Consider the following 20,289-nt stretch of genomic DNA (forward strand, 5'->3'; position numbering starts at 1 on the left):
TTTCTTTTAAAAGGAGAGAATTTTCATGCCATTTATTACTGACGTTTATGCTCGTGAAGTCCTTGACTCTCGCGGTAACCCAACTGTAGAAGTAGAAGTTTTCACTGAATCAGGCGCATTTGGTCGCGCTTTAGTACCATCAGGTGCTTCAACAGGTGAATACGAAGCTGTTGAACTTCGTGATGGCGACAAATCTCGCTACCTTGGTAAAGGTGTATTAAAAGCAGTTAAAAATGTAAATGACATTATCGCTGAAGCTGTCGTTGGTATGGATGTAACTGACCAAGTTGGCATCGACCGCACGATGATCGAGCTTGACGGCACTGACAACAAAGGTAAATTAGGTGCAAACGCAATTCTTGGCGTTTCCATGGCTGTTGCTCATGCTGCAGCTGACCTAGTGGGTCTTCCGTTATATCGTTACCTTGGCGGTTTTAACGCGAAGCAATTACCAACTCCAATGATGAACATCATCAACGGTGGTTCACATGCTGACAACAACGTTGACTTCCAAGAATTCATGATTTTACCTGTAGGTGCTCCAAGCTTCAAAGAAGCAATCCGTATGGGTGCTGAAGTATTCCACAGCTTGAAGAAAGTTCTTTCTTCTAAAGGCTTAAACACAGCTGTAGGTGACGAAGGTGGTTTCGCGCCAAACCTTGGTTCAAACCGTGAAGCTTTAGAAGTAATCATCGAAGCAATCAAAGCTGCTGGTTACGAAGCTGGCAAAGATATCTTCCTTGGTATGGACGTTGCTTCTTCTGAGTTCTACAACAAAGAAACAGGCAAATACGATCTTGCTGGTGAAGGCCGCACAGGTTTATCTTCTGAAGAAATGGTTGCTTTCTACGAAGAGCTTGTTAACGAATTCCCAATCATCTCAATTGAAGATGGTTTAGACGAAAACGACTGGGAAGGTCACAAATTACTAACTGAGCGCATCGGTGGACGCGTACAGCTTGTTGGTGACGACCTATTCGTTACAAACACTAAAAAGCTTGCTGAAGGTATTGAAAAAGGAATCTCTAACTCAATCCTTATCAAAGTTAACCAAATCGGTACATTAACTGAAACTTTCGAAGCAATCGAAATGGCAAAACGCGCTGGCTACACTGCAGTAGTTTCTCACCGTTCTGGTGAAACTGAAGATGCAACAATCGCTGACATCGCAGTAGCAACTAACGCTGGTCAAATCAAAACTGGTTCAATGTCTCGTACAGATCGTATTGCAAAATACAACCAATTACTACGTATCGAAGACGAACTAGGCGATTTAGCAGTATATGATGGTTTGAAATCTTTCTATAACTTGAAAAAGTAAATTTTTGAATTTACGGGAACACCGACGGGCTTGAGCCTGCCGGTGTTTTTTTGTGGGATTGTGGTCGCATATTGTGTTTCGGCATGTAAGAATGGTTGTAATTGTGACGGAAATATGGCATCGGCTAATAAGAGTGCTAAATCGGCTAATAGACATCCGGAATTATCTAATAGAACACTGAAATTATCTAATAGAACCTCAAAATCGGCTAATAGAACCCGGAAATCGGCTAATAAAAAAATTGCAAACTAAAAAATTTCAAATGGAAGTGTGTATACTCGATACTTATTTTGACCTTTGTAAGGAAGGTTCAACTTTTTAAGTAATTTTGAAGCTACATGAATGGAGTCGATCCCCAAAAACCACCGAAACATCGCATTTGTGATTTCTGGTCCCCATAAAAGGTAATAATCCCGCAAGGCAGCTAAATGAGCATCACTAGATTTGTGCCTGCAGCGTAGACAAATCCACCAGCCCTGATAATATTTCATACCTAAGCATCGGCAATTCGAACATTGTACACCAGGATGTAAATGGGAACGAGGTGTTTTATAGATTTTCTCAAAATCGTACCATTGCTCCATATCTTCTTGGACTATCAATCGACTTATCTCATGCAACTGATTAGGTGTTAGTATATTCGTTCGATGCTTATTATCAAAATCATCAATTCGAAACAGAACCTTTCGTCCGCGACAGATTCGAGATTGAGCTTCGGCATCATTATTTTCAATACGCAAAATACAATTAGAATTACTCATCATCACGAGCGGCTCAACCATTATACTTGGAAAGCCATGTCTTAAAATCCATTGATAAAGATGCTGAGCTTGAATATGAACTTGTGTTAGCGGGTCCTCGTAAACGAAGCGTTTATCACCGATGGATTGAATCATTTGCCCAATTTGTCTATCGATAAACAATTCACCTGTCATATTTTTAACTTCAATTGGAACAATATGGGTAGGTTTTAGTAGGAGTGTATCAATTTGAAAGTTGGAGTCCTTACAAAATGGAAGTTGGAGACCTTGAATGAGGTGAGAGTTCTGGTCATGATATTTTGCCGCCAATAAGCGATCGAGCCGCTCTTCTCCCGCGAACCCAGCCTCACATCGGCGAATGTCTTCTTCAATAATTGGAATGAGCGGGTGATTGACTGCGAGTCGCGCCCTTGCGGCTTGGCAAAATAACAGCTTCCTCGGGACCTGTCGCTGTTTTCCGATAATCATTACATCACACCTTTATTATTTAGATATAAAGTAATTCGCTAATGTTAAATCAATACCCTTTTTAACTTTAATTTGTTCACCCTTTCGTAATACTAATGGCTATTGTTTCTAGTTTTAAATTATGGTACATTAAAACTACTGTAATTCGTACGTTTTTCAGGAGGTGGACTACATGCATGCATTATTGGTTACCCTATTAGTCATCGTTAGTATAGGTCTAATTGCGGTTGTACTTCTTCAATCAGGAAAAAGCGCAGGTCTTTCTGGAGCGATTTCTGGGGGAGCGGAGCAATTATTTGGAAAGCAAAAAGCACGGGGACTTGATTTAATTCTCCACCGTATCACAATCGTGTTATCCGTATTGTTCTTTATTTTGACGATTTTAGTTTCTTATTTTAAACTTTAATCATAAACATCAAAACCTGAACCCGAAAAGCGGCTCAGGTTTTTTTATTTTTGGCTGTGCTACACATGAATGTTGATTTCCGCTCCAGGCACTTCGCGCACCTTAGGGGCGGGCGGTGAGCCTCCTCGGCGCTATAGCACCTGTGGGGTCTCACCTGTCCCGCTGCTCCCGCAGGAGTCTTCGTGCCTTCCGCTCCAATCAACTTGCGAAAAATCAATAATAAGCTTTAACACAGCTTTATTTTTAAAACTAAGTCATATTAATGGAATGTAACAGTAATCTTTGTTAAAAAATAAGATGGATACATACATAGATTGAAGGTGTTGCGAATATGAAAGTTGTTGCCTCTAAGCCGTTCACATTTCAGGCAGGAAAACGGGCCGTGTTGCTGCTGCACGGGTTTACCGGAAATACTGCAGACGTACGCATGCTCGGTCGTTTTCTTGAAAAGAATGGATACACTTGTCATGCTCCGCTCTATAAGGGGCACGGCGTACCACCAGAGCATTTAGTTGAAACCGGACCAGAAGATTGGTGGCAAGACGTCACAAACGGTTATCAGCATTTGAAATCGCTTGGTTATGAGGATATTGCTGTGGCTGGGCTGTCGCTCGGCGGCGTATTTTCACTGAAATTAGGATACACTGTTCCTATAAAGGGGATTGTCCCAATGTGTGCCCCGATGTACATAAAGAGCGAAGCGGTAATGTATGAAGGAATCCTTGAGTATGCTCGCGAATTTAAACAACGTGAAGGTAAAACGCCTGAACAAATCGAAATAGAAATGGGAGAGTTCCAAAAATCTCCGATGAAAACGCTAAAGGCGTTACAAGATTTGATTTCTGAGGTTAGAGATAATATCGATATGATCTATGCTCCGACCTTTGTCGTCCAAGCACGCCATGATCACATGATTAACACCAACAGTGCCGATATCATTTATAACGAAGTAGAGTCACATACTAAACAAATAAAATGGTATGAAGAATCAGGACATGTGATTACGCTCGATAAGGAGCGAGATATGTTACACGAGGATATTCTGCAATTTTTGGAAAAATTGGACTGGAAAGAGTAACATAAAAGGAAAGTTCTCGTAAAAGGAGGGAATGTAATGGATGAGATACAGCAACATATTGACAGATTATTAACTTACATGAAAGATGAAGCGTACAAACCGTTAACTGTTCAGGAACTTGAACAGGCGTTTGGGATTGAGGATTCATCGGCATTTAAGGATTTTGTCAAAGCACTTGTTGTGATGGAAGAGAAGGGTATGGTTGTGCGGACACGCAGCAATCGGTATGGTCTTCCTGAAAAAATGAATTTAGTTCGCGGAAAATTAACAGGGCATGCTAAGGGGTTTGCATTCGTTATTCCTGATGACCCTGGTATGGATGATATTTTCATTCCACCAAATGAAACGAACAATGCGATGCATGGTGATATCGTTCTTGCTCGGGTGGCTACTGCTACTTCAGGCCAACGCCGTGAAGGCACTGTTGTTCGAATTCTAGAGCGCGGCATTCAGCAAATCGTTGGAACGTACACGGAAAGCAAACATTTCGGGTTTGTCATTCCGGATGATAAGAAGTTTGCCAGTGATATTTTTATTCCAAAAGCAGCATCAGGTGGTGCTGTTGAAGGTCATAAGGTGGTTGTAAAATTAACCACATATCCGGAAGGACGAAAAAGTGCCGAGGGTGAGGTTATCAAAATTCTTGGTCATAAAAATGACCCTGGAGTGGACATTCTTTCGGTGATTCATAAGCATGGCCTTCCACTTGCCTTCGAAGAAGAAGTGTTGAAACAGGCTAATGAAACACCAGATTCTATTGATGAGAGTGAAATTGCCAATCGCCGTGATCTTCGTGCTGAAGTGATTGTGACCATTGACGGCGCTGATGCGAAGGACCTAGATGATGCCGTTCAAGTAACGAAGCTTGAAAATGGAAACTACAAGCTAGGTGTTCATATTGCTGATGTTAGCTACTATGTAACGGAAGGGTCGCCGATTGATCGTGAAGCTGAAGATCGTGGAACCAGTATTTATTTAGTGGACCGAGTTATTCCGATGATCCCACATCGCCTTTCAAATGGAATTTGTTCCTTAAATCCAAAGGTAGACCGTTTGACACTTTCTTGTACGATGGAAATTGACCCGGATGGTGCAGTAGTCAGCCATGAGATTTTTCAAAGTGTCATTAAAACGACAGAGCGGATGACTTATTCAGATGTGAAAAAGATCTTAGTTGATCGTGATGAAGAATTATTAAAACGATACGAACCACTCATTCCAATGTTTGAAATGATGGGTGAACTAGCTGAAATATTGCGTAAAAAAAGAATGCAACGAGGCGCTATCGATTTTGATTTTAAAGAAGCAAAGGTTTTAGTTGATGATTCAGGGAAGCCAACTGATGTTGTTCTGCGTGAACGCTCAGTAGCAGAACGTCTCATTGAAGAATTTATGCTTGCAGCCAATGAAACTATCGCTGAACATTTCCACTGGATGGATGTTCCATTTATTTATCGTATCCATGAGGACCCAAAAGAGGATAAGCTAAGACGTTTCTTTGAGTTTATTACGAACTTTGGTTATATCGTAAAAGGGACAGCAAATGATGTGCACCCAAGAGCGCTTCAAGAAATAATTGAAGAAGTTCAAGGTAAGCCTGAGGAAATGGTTATTTCGACCGTCATGCTACGTTCAATGCAGCAGGCTAAATATTACCCAGAAAGCTTAGGGCACTTTGGGTTGTCGACTGAATTTTATACGCATTTTACGTCACCGATTCGCCGTTATCCGGATTTAATCGTGCATCGCTTAATTCGCACCTACTTAATTGAAGGGAAACTGGAGCAGGCAACTAGGGAGAAGTGGGATGCTCGACTACCGGAGATTGCCGAGCATTCTTCAAAAATGGAGCGACGTGCTGTTGACTCTGAACGTGAAACTGATGAACTCAAGAAAGCAGAATTTATGGCTGATAAAATTGGTGAGGAATACGATGGAATTATCAGCTCTGTTACGAACTTCGGGATGTTCGTTGAGTTGCCAAATACCATCGAGGGACTTGTTCATGTCAGCTATATGACGGATGATTACTATCGCTTTGATGAACGTCATTTCGCGATGATTGGCGAGCGCACTGGCAATGTATACCGGATTGGCGATGAGATTACCGTTCGAGTCATTAATGTCAATAAAGATGAGCGTTCGATAGATTTTGAAATCGTCGGCATGAAGGGAACAAGACGCCGTGAACGTACCGACGAGCCACGTGTGTTTAAGACTGGCAGCAGTGAAAAGAAACCTCGTCGTGGTAGTAATAATCGTTTTGGTGGAGCTTCATCGTCCTCATCTTCTTCTAAGCAGGACGGCAAGAAAAAGAAGAATAAGAAGTCTTACGATAATTCTTCAAAAGCTAAACGTGAGGGTAAGAAAAAGCGTAAATAGAGTTTGCTGAGAGCCGGCTTCTTATTAGCGGCTCTCTTTTAAGTATGATTGTGACTGAAGTCAATTTTTGCTAAAATAAAGAGATAGAAAGTGGGGGAAGTCGATGCCAAAAGGTGAAGGAAAAGTTGTTGCCCAAAATAAGAAAGCTTATCATGATTATTTCATTGAAGAAACGTACGAAGCAGGCATCGTTCTGCAAGGAACAGAAATTAAATCAATTCGTGCAGGCAAATGTAATTTAAAGGATTCCTATGCTCGGATACACAATGGTGAAATGTATTTATACAGTTTTCATATAAGTCCATACGAACAGGGAAACCGCTACAATCACGATCCGCTTAGGACTCGTAAGCTATTGCTTCATCGCAAGCAGATTAATACTTTAATTGGTGAAACCAAGGAAGCAGGCTATGCGCTTGTTCCATTAAAAGTCTATTTAAAAAATGGCTTTGCCAAGGTGTTAATTGGGTTAGCGAAAGGTAAGAAAAAATACGATAAACGTGAAGACTTGAAAAAGAAAGAAGCGAAACGTGAAATCGATCGTGCCTTCCGCGAAAAACAAAAGATGTAACTCGGTACCAGGCACCACCCGAATTTTGTCGATTAATATGCAGAAGCTACCATGGCAATATAGGTAGGAAGTAACAATTGCAAAACCTTCCCGCTATGCTATAATAATAAATGTCACCGAGTTGGTGGCAAGATAACTTTTGCTCGAGACAATCAATGAGCAATCCTAACGTCAAGTGTCGTGAATAGCGCACTGACCATTCTAACATGGGGACGCTACGGATTCGACAGGGGTAGTTCGAGCTTAGGTTGCGAGTCGAGGGGATCGGCCTCGTTAAAACGTCAAAGCCAATAACTGGCAACTCAAACAAATCTTTCGCTTTAGCAGCTTAATAAGCGCTTAGCGGTTCCTCCCTCCATCGTCCATGTGGTAGGGTAAGGGACTCACTCTTAGTGGACTACGCCGGATCTCGCCGTCTGAGGGAGAAGGAAGAGAACAACCAGACTAGCTGCTCGGCCGCCTGTCGGTAGGCAAAAGATGCAGCGAAACGCCAATATGCCGACTACACTCGTAGAAGCTTAAGTGCCGATATTTCTGGACGTGGGTTCGATTAGTAATTAGTCGCCTTGTGTGGTAACACATGAGTGAAAACCTGGCTTTATCGGTGAAACCTAAGTCGCAACAATTGCGATAAGGCAATGCCGAGCGGTATGTGAAGTAATTCAACAGCCGTGTATCGACTCATAGACTTCCACAAATAGTGGTAGTACTAGGATGCGAAATGCTTACCTAACAGGTAAAAAACTATGTTTCGCATAAGACGCCAGGGGACCTGTTAATAAATCAGGTTCAAGATATAGTCAGTGCCATGACGAAAGCATGGAAGTGCACGTCCCACCGTCTCCACCATACATAGGTGGAATACAAGACTAGCCGATAACGGGCTAGTCTTTTTTATAACATAAAAAATTCTTTTTCAAATGTTAACTTCTTTTCCCTTTGAATTTCTGTATATTTTCCATTTCTTATAGTAACAGCATCATATTGATTCAATATCCAGTTTGCTCGGTTTCTTTTTTTATTTATCCTGAGGTATGGAGTTATTTTTTCTAGTGTATATAAGATTTCTATCTTTTTCTTTATATTTAGGGTATATGACCTTTTATGTTTTTCGGGATTGTAATTTTTCTTATTATTTATATTTCCGCCTGTTAATCCTTGAATATAGATGAGTAATTCGAGGTCTGTTGATGCAATGGTAATATTGGGTCTACGAAACTCTTTCTGATGCATTCTTGTCAATGTGATGCTCCCTTCTCCATCAATAATCCCAGCGACATACGCTGCTTCCCAGGGCTCCATTTTAGCCACCTCATTTTAAATCACATAATTATGAAAGTAATAAAATTTTTTAGCATATATTAACCGCAGCCCCAAAATACAAATCAAATTTTACTATTGCTTCATTAAAGTGCTTAATGACCTCTTTTTCGCTAAAGATGATTTTTTCCTCGTCAAATAGTGGTCGTCCGAATCGGAACATGCCTTCTAGTTCTTCGTGTGAGATGGATGGTAGTGAATCTTTTGAGGGTAAGTAGTCTAAACCAATGGGGTAAGGTGTGTGAAAAGAAAAGTGATAATCTTGATAGCCGATTGCTAGATAATATAAAGAGTAATAGTTCTCTTCTATGTCGACTTCACATGAGTCGCAGTTGTGAATTGCTACTTCGTTATCATAATAAAAGTCAAACTTGGAAAGATAACCGAAATTTTCTCGTTCCAGTTTCCATAAGTCGAAGTGATGTGTGCAAAACTCGAGGTGGGTGATTTTTTTAGGATTTGGTGGTTGGTAAAATGATAGTGAAGAATAGGGTGATAGTGTTAAACGCTGAATTGCTTCATTCTTCATTGAATAGAATAGTTCCTTTTTTTTAAAATACTCCTCGGTATTCTTTTTTGCCTTATAGGCTTTACGTTGGTATTCTTTGGCCCAACGACTGATCCACATAGTCCAGAATGAAAGTTGCAAGCTTGCACCTAATTTACCGTTGTCTTTGTACCAATCTGCTAACATGGCTTTCCATTTATTCGCATAAAAGTCCTTATGTAATTGAATGCTTTCGATTCTAGTTTGCTGCGCTTTCTTTATTGCGTGCAATCGATGTTCTTTTATTTGTTGTTGATGCTCCCGGCGCCAGTCGTTGATTGTTTTCAATTTAATATTTTTAATTTGATATGTGTCGTAAAGCGGATACTTTAATTCTTTACCCCATTTTTTAAAAGGGACCCATTCAACTACAACTAATCTCTCCTGACTTGTCCAACGCAATCTTTCAGTTTTGGTAATGTTCAAGTATTCCTCGACTTGATTTGGGTGCATTCCTAGCTTTAAAGCGTGTTTTTTATAAATGCTTTTAAATAAAATATCATTTCCTTTCAATTGACCTTGCAGCTTACATAGCAGGCATTCCTTCTTTTGTGCTCTAACTTCTTTTGGAGAAAAATGAAGCAATTCGCCAATTTCTTGTTTCGTTAATTTGTGAAAATCATGAGGTGCACCAATAAAAGTATTATTTTTCATTACTGTCACCTTCCTTTAGGATTAATGTACCACAACAAGAACAAATGTTCTAGTTTTTTGAGAGCTTTTTTAAAAATATCTTTTTTCAAATTTTTTTGTCCAAAAGATAGCAATGTTGGACATCTAATAAAAAAAGTAAAACCCGCGTAGCTACGCGAGTTTCAAAATACTACTGCATATCACTCATCTTTTTAGCATTTAAGCGTCCTTCTAATACGTGTATCATATAGAGAAAGTGCTCAGCTTCACGAACAACATGGTCTGCTAATAAGGGATTAATTACATTACGAATTTGACATGACTTAATAAGCTCTAACCCAGTTTTCTTAAAAGCAAGTATCTCTTGAGCAGCGGTTTCGCTGTCTTTATTCATTTTTCCGATAATTGGATAAGTTGGCTGTTTTTTAGATAACATGGACTCAACATCTCTGGCTTGGTTTAAAAGTGTTTCAAAGTCATCACCAAATTTCCTGGCAGTGTTGACTAAATTGCGTTCAGATTGGTCGAGCAATGAGGCAATAAAACGAGAATGTTCCATCATGATTCGCAACCAGAAAACATTTTCATTAATGATTGAATCCTGAATTGGCTCAATAATACCTTGATTGAATTTTTTTAATGTCCGCATAAAATATTCAGCTTCTCGTGCAATATGATCAACTAATAATGGAAAGTTGAAACCACTTACTTTACAATTTATGATTAAGATTAGTAAGTTCCTCTTGAAATTTCTAAAGCCAAATACCAATTCAATACTTTCTTCGTTAAATTTACGAACTAATTCTACATTATTGGGGATTTGATATGCTTTCCTTTCTTGTTGTTCAAAAAACTGATAAAAACGATCAGTTTGTTGAATAAGATGAGTATCCTTTCGGTTGAAGCCTTCTCCTAAAAATAATGCATGTTCTTTCATAATTCTTAACCAGAACTTATTTTCAGTTAATGAACGTTCAACAAATAGTTGCTCGGTAATAGACTCAGGTTTTGCAGCAAAGGTTTCAGGTGCGACTAACATCTGATTATATTGGTCGATATTCACATGACCAGGGAGTTGAGGATGATATTGCATAATATCCCTCCATTCTATTCATGACTTTCATACTATTGTTATTATCTGTAAATCGATATTATGAATGGAAAGAATAAGTTTTTATAGCGCTCAAATACAGATACGAAAAGTGAAAGCATTTCTGTTCTTTACAGTAAATACAAAAACGACAAGCTCCTAGTAAAAAACTTAAGAGTTTGTCGTTTTGTTTTGTTACTTCATTTCTTATCCTTTTTTTGTAACAGGACTATATTTTTTTAATACAGTTTTTCTGATAAAGGGGATGACCCAGCGATCTAAACCGAATTTTCCAGCATTATAACCAGAGAATAAAATGATTGCTCCAATGAAAAGGTCTGTTGGAATGTGAGAAACAGTTCCTGCTAAGAAAAATGAGAAGTTCATCACTAAACCAAAGAACATTGCTGCAGTAGTTAAACATCCAAGAATAAGTCCTAACCCGATTAAGAATTCCCCTAAAGGAACGATTGTATTAAATACGTCAACGTTTGGAAGCGCAATATTTTCTAAAAACGATACATACCAACTATAAACAACATTTCCGTCTGGCCCCTTTACAGGATTAGCAATAGCATTTTTCAAAAATCCAGTAGCATCAAATGCACCACTAGATAATTTGCCCCATCCAGCAGTCAACCAAGAATATCCTATAAACAATCGGAGTAAAGTCAAAACTCCTGCAGCTATCGTATTTTCTCTTAACCATTTAACCATGTTAAAACACTCCTAAATATTTATTTGAGTTTATTGTATAAACACAATGAAAATATATCTCTAATTCGAGATGTTTTAAAGTAGGGCTTTTAGGTTTTCACATTTATGTAAAATAAAAATGAACATTATTTAAAAAGTGCATATCAGGGCTTTAAAAATAAAATATATTAAAATTAGGATTGCTAAGGAGCTGGGAATTAAATGGATATGGGTTTACAGGATTACGGGGAGGTTATTGATTCACCTATTTCATTGAGACGAAAATAAATACTATGGCAATTTATTCCTAATTTTCAAGATATAAAATGTCTCCGATAAAACACTAAATTTGCCAGAAACGATCTTATTATGGAGGAATTTGTAAAATTGTCGTTAAGAGATGGCTAGGTGTTTCCCCTTATAATGGATAGATAGAAAGGGGATGGGAGAATGTCAGATTTATTGTTCGAAGTACAAGAGGGGATCGCAACAATTACCATTAATCGTCCAGATGCCAGGAACGCTTTTAGTTTGAAAATGATTGAAGCCTGGATTAAGGCTCTGGAAGAAGTTAGAGATAATGATGAAATTCGGGTTTTAGTATTAACCGGAAATGGACGGGCTTTCTGCGCGGGTGGAGATATAAAATCGATGAAAGCGGGAAAAGGGTTTCTAGACCTTACAGGGTATGAAGATGAGGATTTTTCGAGCACCAGTCTGGCTAGAAAGAATAGTTTATGGAAGTATGTTCAAAGAATTCCCTTACTGATGGAGGAAATTGATAAGCCAACAATTGCGGCAGTCAATGGTGATGCGATTGGTGCGGGGCTCGACATGGCTTTGCAATGTGATTTTAGAATTGCCTCAGACCAAGCTAGATTTGGCGAAGGGTATGTTAAGGTTGGGATTGTGCCTGGAGACGGTGGAGGCTACTTATTGCCAAGACTGATTGGCGTTGATAAAGCGCTTGACTTATTATTGACAGGAAGAATTATTGATATTGAGGAAGCGAGTCAAATCGGTTTAATTACGCGCCGAGTGCAGCATGACCAATTAATGAAGGAGACATACAAATTTGCAAATCAACTTGCAGATGGTCCGCAAACAGCAATTCGCCTTATTAAACGAACCGTTTATCAAGGGTTAAAAACAGATTTAAGAACGTCATTGGATATGGTGTCATCGTTCATGGGAATCGTAACTGAACATCCTGATTATCAAGAAGGTTTACATGCGATAATTGAAAAGCGAAAACCAAAGTTTTAGCTGAAATAATCACGTAACAAGGACTGTCGAGACATGGCAGTCTTTTTCTGTTGTTAAGTAATGGAGTATTTCGAAAAACGTTCACTTTACAAAACTATAAAACTAGAAAAATAGATGTATAATAATTAATAAGATCACAGACATCCAGAGTATTCAAAACAAAGGAGGGAGAAATTGGGGATGAAAACGGTATGGAACTTGAAATCTAATGATGAAATGGACAAAATTCGACATTCAGCAGAGTCGCAATTCCCAAAAGTATTGAACAGCGCGGAATTGGAAAGCGTTGCTGACTTTTTTAGAGGGTTAGGAGATGAAACGAGGTTAAAGATTATTTCGCTGCTTTGGATTGAGGATATGTGCATGTGTGAAATTGTATCGGGGTTGAATGGGGCTTCATCAACCATCAGCCATCATTTAAGGATTATGGAAAAAGGAGGGATTATTGAATCAAGAAAAGAGGGGAAATTTACGATCTACCATTTAAATAAGGAAAAATTAATAAATCTAATCCCTAATTTGCTTGAAAAATAATTGGGAGATGATTCAATGTTTGTGTTTGAATGGATAAACAACCAGATATTAAAAATGGAGTGGCTCTATAATCTGGTTACATTGTTGGTAAGTAACGTTTTCGGTATAGATGTTAATGGTAAAATTGGTGGAAGTGTTCATTTCTTTATTTATGATGTTATGAAGATTTTTATCCTACTTTCAGTTCTAATTTTTGTTATTTCTTATATTCAAAGCTTCTTCCCACCGGAAAGAACAAGGGGAATTTTAGGAAGGTTTAATGGCATCACAGCCAATATTCTGAGTGCGTTACTTGGTACAGTTACACCGTTTTGCTCCTGCTCATCTATTCCATTATTTATCGGATTTACAAGTGCTGGATTGCCAATTGGTGTGACTTTCGCATTCTTGATTTCATCACCTCTTGTCGATTTAGCTTCGGTAATATTGTTGGCAAGTATATTTAACTGGAAGATTGCTATTTCCTATGTTGTTGTAGGCCTCATCTTAGCAGTTATTGGTGGAAGCATCATTAGTAAGTTGAAACTAGAAAAATATGTAGAATCATTTGTCTATAACAATAAGATGCCTGATTCCAAACAAGAAGAATTATCAACTCTTGAAAGATTAGACTATTCAAAGGAACAAGTAATCGACATCATTAAAAAGGTGTGGTTATATATTTTCATTGGGGTTGCGATCGGTGCTGCTATTCACAATTGGATACCTGAGTCCATCATCACAGCATTACTAGGCAAAGATAAGTGGTATTCTGTTTTATTAGCAACTGTGGTTGGGGTTCCGATGTATGCTGATATCTTTGGAACATTGCCAATTGCCGAAGCTCTTGTTGAAAAGGGAGTAGGGATTGGGACTGCACTAGCCTTTATGATGGGGGTTACAGCTCTTTCTTTGCCATCTTTAATTATGTTGAAAAAAGTGGTGAAGACTAAGCTTTTAGCGACATTTTTTGGAATCGTTACGGTTGGAATTATCATCGTAGGATACAGTTTTAATACTTTTGGATATATATTTTTATAAACATGGTTTGATGTGGATTTTTATCATTAGAAACTTAAGGAGTGAAGTTATATGTTAATCAAAATTTTAGGTTCCGGATGTAAAAGTTGTGTGAAATTAGCAGAAAACACTGAGATTGCTATTAAAGAGTTAGGTATCGAAGCTGAAGTAGTTAAAGTGACTGATTTTAAAGACATCATGTCCTATGGGATTATGACAACACCCGGTTTAGTTATTGATGAAAAAGTTGTTTCTAATGGAAAGGTTTTGAAACCAAAAGAAATTGTTGCAATTCTAAAAAATTAAATTGGCGACCATTGAATAGGAATATAACTAAGAAGAGTTTGGATAATTTCCAAGCTCCTTTTTTTATTTCATCAAGAGCGAATCGGTTGAACTAATACCTACCAGGGTATATAATGAAGCTAAATCATCGCAAATACCTGCGATAAGTAATGAACAAAGGGGAAATTCAAATGAGTACAGTAACTGTTTATACGACTAATCGTTGTCCATATTGTGTAATGTTAAAAAATTTCTTGGCTGATCAAAATATTCCGTTTAAAGAGGTAAATGTGGAAGCATCACCTGGAATGATGGATTATGTAGTGCGTCAAACTGGGCAAATGGGTGTGCCGCAAACGGAAATTAACGGAAAATGGGTATTAGGTTATGACCCACAAAATATTATGCTTGCTTTAAGAGGCTAAATAAATAAAAAGGGGAGTCATGATGAGCGATTGCCGCAATAATTCCTGAGGAATCCAACCAAAAGACCCTAACAAGAAACGGATTATTCCACCGATATGACCTGGGGTTTTGCTCTGGCTCCTGGTAGGAGTCATTTATATGATATCAAAATTTTTCTAAGGGACTAGAAGTAGTCTCTTATTTTTTCGTATCAAAAAGCACGAATATTTGTTGAAGGAAGTGGAAAATGGAATATATTCAGATTGGTTCGATTACGATTGCCCTAAAATGGCTCATCCTCGGTGGCGCAATCCTATTTGGTCTTATTCTTGTCAAACTAATGCTCAATCGCACCCAGACAAAGGAAATTAGTAAAAACGTATTCGAACTTATGACTGACAGTCTTTTTTGGGGCTTTATTATATGGAAGTTAAGTCTTATCATATTTGAGCCAAGCTTGGTGTTTAAAAGCCTACTCTCCTTATTGTATTTTACTGGTGGCACTAAAGGTCTCGTCTTTGCGATCATGTTTGCACTCATTTATTTTTTTGTAAAATCAACATATCGAAAAGTACCCCAAAAGTTAGCGGTACAGACAATTATTATGTTTATATTTATAACCATAATTACGAATCAGATTACAGGCTTTCTGTTAATAGATAGAAAAGAACAAGTAAACGAATCACAAATAGAAGGGGTTCAAATAGGGAATTTAGCTCCTGACTTTCAATTGGAATCTGTTACCGGAAACGCGGTAAAGCTTTCAGATATGCGTGGGAAGACTGTCATTGTGAATTTCTGGGCAACCTGGTGCCCGCCCTGCAAAGCGGAAATGCCGCATATAGTAGAATTTTATGAAGAATATCGTAAAGATGGAGTTGAAATTCTTGCGGTGAATCTAACAACATCAGAAAAGAATCCAAAACATATTAATCAATTTATGGAGGATTACGGTATATCGTTCCCAGTGCTATTAGACGTAAACGGAGTGGTCGCCGATACTTACCAGGCTATGACAATTCCAACAAGTTATGTAATTGACCCGAGCGGAAAAATTGTTCAAAAAATTACTGGACCTGTCGATAAGGAAAAACTTAAGAAACTGATCAGTAACGCTGATTGATTAGTATATTAAAATAATAAAAAACTGATGATGTGAGCATAATAATGAGCATCATCAGCTTTTTATTTATAATTTGTTGACAACGGATTTGGTTTTTATTATTATACTAATATACCTATGCGGGTATAGGTTTCGTTTCAATAACATTTTGGAGGAATTACACATGACAACAAGAGTAGCAATTATCGCAAGTAATGGTGGATTATTTGATGCATATAAAGTTTTTAATATCGCAACAGCTGCAGCTGCCTCAGACCAAGAAGTAGCCATTTTCTTTACATTTGAAGGATTAAATTTAATTCATAAAGAGGCAAACGCACAACTGCCAATGCCTGAGGGAAAAGAGCATTTCGCAGAAGGTTTTGCGAATGCCAATGTTCCGGCAATTCCAGAGTTAGTAGCGATGGCTCAAGAGTTAGGGGTTAAATTTATCGGGTGCCAAATGACGATGGATGTTATGGGATTAGAGTTAGAAGCCTTTGTAGATGGTGTTGAAGTTGGAGGCGCTGTAACATTTTTACAGTTTGCCAAAGATGCAGATATTACCCTAACGTTCTAATCAATTTTTTTCGTTAATATTATACCTCGGTGGGTAATCATATACTAATATTGGGTGAAGAGACAGTCAACTAGGAGGAAACAACAGTGACAAAAAAGGTGATTATTGTTGGTGGTGTTGCAGGTGGTGCAACAGCAGCAGCGAAGCTAAGACGTATTAGTGAAGATGTGGAAATTATTCTTGTTGAACGTGGAGAATATATTTCGTTTGCCAACTGTGGTTTACCATATTACATTGGTGAAACAATAAAAGATCGCAGTAAGCTATTAGTGCAAACGGTTGAAGGAATGTCTGCCCGTTTTAACATGGATATTCGAAATTTAAGTGAAGTATTGAGCATAGATCCTGAAAATAAAAAGGTTACCATTAAGAACTTAACAACAAATGAGCAATACGAGGAAAGCTACGACAAGCTCTTGTTATCACCAGGTGCGAAACCAATTGTGCCACCGATTCCTGGACTTGAAGAGAATGAAAGTCTGTTTACACTAAGGAATATCCCGGATACAGATAAAATTAAAGCTTATGTTGATGAGCAAAAGCCACAAAAAGCGGTTGTAATCGGTGGTGGTTTTATCGGAATTGAAATGGCTGAAAACCTTGTTGATCGTGGTATCGAAGTGACAATTGTTGAAATGGCTAATCAAATCATGGCGCCAATTGATTTTGAAATGGCGAGCATTTTACATCGACATTTACAAGAAAAAGGGGTTCGGCTCGTTCTTGAAAATGGCGTGAAGTCATTTGCCAAAAAGGGTAAAATGGTTCTTTTATCAGATGGAACAGAAATTGAGACAGATATGACGATTCTATCAATCGGAGTTAGACCGGAAAACGAACTGGCAAAAGCGGCTGGATTGGAATTGGGTGACCGTGGCGGCATTATTGTGAATGAATATCTCCAAACCTCTAATGAAGACATATTTGCTGTTGGTGATGCAGTTGAGATTGTCGATTATATTAGTGGTACAAAGGCAATGATTCCATTAGCTGGACCAGCGAATCGCCAAGGCCGAATTGCCGCAAGCAACATGATGGGTAAAAAAGAGGAATATCAAGGAACACTTGGGACCTCAATTGCCAAAGTATTTGATTTAGCAGTGGCCGCAACTGGTAATAATGAAAAAACGTTAAAGCGTTTAGGCGTTCCTTATGAAGTGGTTCATATCCACCCAAGTTCTCATGCGGGATATTATCCTGGTGCAGCACCAATTTCATTAAAATTAATCTTTGACAAAGAAACTGGGAAAATTTACGGTGCACAAGCTGTGGGTGCGGATGGTGCCGACAAACGAATTGATGTAATTGCAACAGCCATTAAAGGTGGTTTAACGGTTAAGGATTTAACAAACATAGAGCTATCTTATGCGCCACCGTTTTCATCCGCAAAAGATCCGGTGAATATGGCTGGATATGTGGCTTCTAATATTATTGAAGGTGAAATGGAACATGTTCAATGGCATGAAATTGATGAGATTGTCGCTAATGGTGGTCTACTAATCGACGTCCGTGAGCCAATGGAGCGAGAATTTGGCTTTATTGAAGGATCAATCAATATTCGACTCGATGACTTAAGAAACAGATTAAATGAGATACCAAAAGATCAAACTGTTTATGTAAGCTGTCAGGTTGGTCTGCGTGGCTATTTAGCCAGCCGGGTTCTTAAAAATCATGGCTATCACGTTAAAAATGTTGATGGTGGTTGGAAAACATACTCTGCTGTTTACGGCTCTAATATTCAAACAAATGTAGAAACGACAACAAACGACCGCGGTGAAACGGTTGTTGAAAATAACATGAACACAGATGTCGTTTTAGACGTTGCAGGTCTTGCTTGTCCGATGCCAATTGTAAAATTAAAAAAGGGCATTGATACTTTAACAAGTGGTCAGGTGATTGAGCTTCAGGCGACAGATCGTGGTGCGTTAAATGATATTCCTGTGTGGGCTAAAAACGCAGGACATGAATTATTAAAAACAGAACAGGAAAATAAAATCATTAAGTTTTGGATTAAGAAAAAATAAAACTTAATAATAAATGATGAAGGAGTCAAGCGATATCCAGACCAGGATAATGTTTGACTCCTTTTAATGTTTAAATATTTATTCGTTCATATTCAGTTTTTAGCCTTTCCGGCAAGAAGACTCCATCTGATTTGTGTTGCGGGTGAAGCCCAACAATTCAGGTGGAGATGAATTGACGTCAGCCGTTAGGCTGAAGTGTTTTTGAATTCTTTTTCTCAATAACGGAGCAAATATTCGATTCTCGTTTTGTCTATTGCTAAAATTAAATTACATTAAATTCAACTTGAAAGGCGGTGAACAAAATGACAAGGAAAAAGGCAATTAAAGTATTGCGAAAGCAAAAGAAAACGGAAAACATTCAACGATTCACTCAAAAACAGAACTTAGGACGAGCTAGTCTTACGGCTAAAGAATTTCGGTTACTTCAACGTATGACTCATAGTTCAAAAGCACTGCGGAATGTTGGGTTATATGCGATAAAACAATGTTCCTTAAACAACAATAGGATGGCAACGGTGAAAGAAGTAGATACTGCCATGCAGACCGATGTCAACTATTGGGGTGTGCAATCGAACTCGGTTCAAGCTATACGTAGAACACTATTTTCAGAGGCGAAAAGCTTTTTTAAAGCATTGGAACAGTGGAAGAAGAATCCAGAAAAATTCACTGGTCGTCCGAGGTTTCCGAAGTATTCCGGCTCCACTGAAAAACGAATTATTGAAATCTATCAAATTCCAAAAGCAGATAAAGACGGATACTGGTCAATTCCAATGAATGTGGAATTCAGAAAACGTTTCGGTTCTATCAAAATCCGTATGCCGAAGAACTTATTAAACCAGAAAATCTCCTACATTGAAATCAAACCAAAGCAAAAAGGTCGGTTCTTTGAGGTGCATTACACTTATGAAGTGCAAATCGCTCAAATGAAAAAACAGCCTACAACCACAGTGAACGCTTTAAGTTGTGATTTAGGTGTAGATAGATTGTTAAGCTGTGCGACAAATATAGGGGATACCTTCTTAATTGATGGGAAAAAGTTAAAATCTATCAACCAATACTTTAATAAAGCCATAAGTAATTTACAGCAGAAAAATATCGAAAACGGCATTTCTAAACGGGTCGTGACCAACAAACTAGCTGGGTTTTGGAATAAACGAGAGCACCAAATCAATGGATACTTTTCACAAGCCGTCGGCTTGTTGTTTAAAAAGGTAAAAGAATTCAACATTGATACAATCGTAATTGGCTATAACGCGGGCTGGAAACAAGAATGTGATATGGGGAAAAGGAACAATCAGCAGTTTGTCCAAATTCCATTTCAGAAACTCATATCTGCCATAGAAAATAAATGTTTAAAAGAAGGCATCCGTTTTCTCAGACAAGAAGAAAGCTATACCTCAAAAGCTAGTTTTCTAGACAAAGATACCCTTTCTGTTTGGTCAAAAGATGATAAAACCACCTATAAATTCAGTGGAAAGCGCATCACCCGTGGTTTGTATCAAAGTAAATCTGGACAATGCATTCATGCCGACATCAACGGAGCATTGAATACATTAAGAAAATCAGAAGTTGTAGAATTGGATGAAAATTTCAAAGTGAAAACACCAATCCTATTAAAAGTTCAAAAACGTAAGGCTGTTGTCTAGCGCATGGCTTAGTGGGTGTGTCAACCATCCGTGTGTACACGTCACATATGTGCCGGGGCTTGTAGTACATGGTTCGTAAGGCTATGACTTCACCGAATTCGTTCGGAGAACCTTAACTTATTACAGGGAGGGTGCAAGTGGGAAAACGATAGTTCGTCGCCAGTACCGACCAAAA

19 protein-coding genes and 1 other RNA gene are annotated in these 20,289 nt (G+C 38.4%); 15 read left to right on the forward strand and 5 right to left on the reverse strand.

Annotation, left to right across the window (positions count from 1 at the left end; translation table 11 throughout):
* The first annotated feature begins 25 nt into the window (after positions 1-25).
* Complete coding sequence (gene eno / locus HHO41_RS01395; protein WP_169095019.1) at positions 26-1,321, forward strand: phosphopyruvate hydratase; 1,296 nt, start codon at positions 26-28, stop codon at positions 1,319-1,321.
* 248 nt (positions 1,322-1,569) lie between these two features.
* On the opposite strand, the gene HHO41_RS01400 is transcribed toward eno, so the two are convergent.
* On the reverse strand, positions 1,570-2,550 hold the full coding sequence (locus HHO41_RS01400; protein ID WP_169095020.1) for a nuclease-related domain-containing protein: 981 nt from the start codon (positions 2,548-2,550) through the stop codon (positions 1,570-1,572).
* Positions 2,551-2,722: 172 nt separating this feature from the next.
* Between HHO41_RS01400 and secG the strand changes: the two genes are divergently transcribed.
* The 5 genes from secG to ssrA all read left to right on the forward strand — a co-directional run bounded on the left by secG (position 2,723) and on the right by ssrA (position 7,540).
* Complete coding sequence (gene secG / locus HHO41_RS01405) at positions 2,723-2,956, forward strand: preprotein translocase subunit SecG (RefSeq protein ID WP_169095021.1); 234 nt, start codon at positions 2,723-2,725, stop codon at positions 2,954-2,956.
* A 331-nt stretch (positions 2,957-3,287) separates the two neighbouring features.
* The gene (locus tag HHO41_RS01410; protein WP_169095022.1) at positions 3,288-4,034 is read left to right on the forward strand and encodes an alpha/beta hydrolase; all 747 of its coding nucleotides are present in this window, start codon (positions 3,288-3,290) and stop codon (positions 4,032-4,034) included.
* Positions 4,035-4,070: 36 nt separating this feature from the next.
* The gene (gene rnr, locus HHO41_RS01415) at positions 4,071-6,416 is read left to right on the forward strand and encodes a ribonuclease R (protein ID WP_169095023.1); all 2,346 of its coding nucleotides are present in this window, start codon (positions 4,071-4,073) and stop codon (positions 6,414-6,416) included.
* A gap of 103 nt (positions 6,417-6,519) precedes the next feature.
* Positions 6,520-6,987, forward strand: a complete 468-nt coding sequence (gene smpB, locus HHO41_RS01420) for an SsrA-binding protein SmpB (RefSeq protein ID WP_169095024.1) — start codon at positions 6,520-6,522, stop codon at positions 6,985-6,987.
* 216 nt (positions 6,988-7,203) lie between these two features.
* Positions 7,204-7,540: a transfer-messenger RNA gene (gene ssrA, locus HHO41_RS01425) on the forward strand.
* A 341-nt stretch (positions 7,541-7,881) separates the two neighbouring features.
* Here the strand turns inward: ssrA and HHO41_RS01430 are convergent.
* The 4 genes from HHO41_RS01430 to HHO41_RS01445 all read right to left on the reverse strand — a co-directional run bounded on the left by HHO41_RS01430 (position 7,882) and on the right by HHO41_RS01445 (position 11,294).
* Positions 7,882-8,289: an LAGLIDADG family homing endonuclease gene (locus tag HHO41_RS01430; RefSeq protein WP_169095025.1), complete on the reverse strand. Its 408-nt coding sequence runs from the start codon at positions 8,287-8,289 to the stop codon at positions 7,882-7,884.
* Positions 8,290-8,338: 49 nt separating this feature from the next.
* Positions 8,339-9,508, reverse strand: a complete 1,170-nt coding sequence (locus HHO41_RS01435; RefSeq protein ID WP_169095026.1) for a hypothetical protein — start codon at positions 9,506-9,508, stop codon at positions 8,339-8,341.
* Positions 9,509-9,677: 169 nt separating this feature from the next.
* The gene (locus tag HHO41_RS01440; protein ID WP_169095027.1) at positions 9,678-10,580 is read right to left on the reverse strand and encodes a DUF2935 domain-containing protein; all 903 of its coding nucleotides are present in this window, start codon (positions 10,578-10,580) and stop codon (positions 9,678-9,680) included.
* A 204-nt stretch (positions 10,581-10,784) separates the two neighbouring features.
* Positions 10,785-11,294 carry a DoxX family protein gene (locus HHO41_RS01445; protein ID WP_169095028.1) on the reverse strand — a complete coding sequence of 170 codons (510 nt, stop codon included), beginning with the start codon at positions 11,292-11,294 and terminating at the stop codon, positions 10,785-10,787.
* Between the two features lie 429 nt (positions 11,295-11,723).
* Here HHO41_RS01445 and HHO41_RS01450 point away from each other — a divergent pair, with 429 nt between their 5' ends.
* From HHO41_RS01450 to HHO41_RS01490, 9 genes are all read left to right on the forward strand, one after another.
* On the forward strand, positions 11,724-12,539 hold the full coding sequence (locus HHO41_RS01450) for an enoyl-CoA hydratase/isomerase family protein (RefSeq protein ID WP_169095029.1): 816 nt from the start codon (positions 11,724-11,726) through the stop codon (positions 12,537-12,539).
* A gap of 180 nt (positions 12,540-12,719) precedes the next feature.
* A complete protein-coding gene (locus HHO41_RS01455) occupies positions 12,720-13,073 on the forward strand; it encodes an ArsR/SmtB family transcription factor (protein ID WP_169095030.1) in 354 nt (117 codons plus the stop codon).
* 15 nt (positions 13,074-13,088) lie between these two features.
* Complete coding sequence (locus HHO41_RS01460; protein WP_169095031.1) at positions 13,089-14,093, forward strand: permease; 1,005 nt, start codon at positions 13,089-13,091, stop codon at positions 14,091-14,093.
* Positions 14,094-14,144: 51 nt separating this feature from the next.
* Positions 14,145-14,378: a thioredoxin family protein gene (locus tag HHO41_RS01465; RefSeq protein ID WP_169095032.1), complete on the forward strand. Its 234-nt coding sequence runs from the start codon at positions 14,145-14,147 to the stop codon at positions 14,376-14,378.
* 170 nt (positions 14,379-14,548) lie between these two features.
* On the forward strand, positions 14,549-14,782 hold the full coding sequence (locus HHO41_RS01470) for a glutaredoxin family protein (RefSeq protein WP_169095033.1): 234 nt from the start codon (positions 14,549-14,551) through the stop codon (positions 14,780-14,782).
* A 227-nt stretch (positions 14,783-15,009) separates the two neighbouring features.
* Complete coding sequence (locus tag HHO41_RS01475; RefSeq protein ID WP_169095034.1) at positions 15,010-15,885, forward strand: peroxiredoxin family protein; 876 nt, start codon at positions 15,010-15,012, stop codon at positions 15,883-15,885.
* Positions 15,886-16,048: 163 nt separating this feature from the next.
* A complete protein-coding gene (locus tag HHO41_RS01480; protein WP_169095035.1) occupies positions 16,049-16,444 on the forward strand; it encodes a DsrE/DsrF/DrsH-like family protein in 396 nt (131 codons plus the stop codon).
* An 86-nt stretch (positions 16,445-16,530) separates the two neighbouring features.
* A complete protein-coding gene (locus HHO41_RS01485) occupies positions 16,531-18,468 on the forward strand; it encodes a CoA-disulfide reductase (protein WP_169095036.1) in 1,938 nt (645 codons plus the stop codon).
* 302 nt (positions 18,469-18,770) lie between these two features.
* Complete coding sequence (locus tag HHO41_RS01490) at positions 18,771-20,114, forward strand: RNA-guided endonuclease TnpB family protein (protein ID WP_169095037.1); 1,344 nt, start codon at positions 18,771-18,773, stop codon at positions 20,112-20,114.
* The last annotated feature ends 175 nt before the right edge of the window (positions 20,115-20,289 follow it).

The organism is Bacillus sp. DNRA2 (assembly GCF_012843265.1).
Classification (GTDB): domain Bacteria; phylum Bacillota; class Bacilli; order Bacillales; family Cytobacillaceae; genus Bacillus_BU.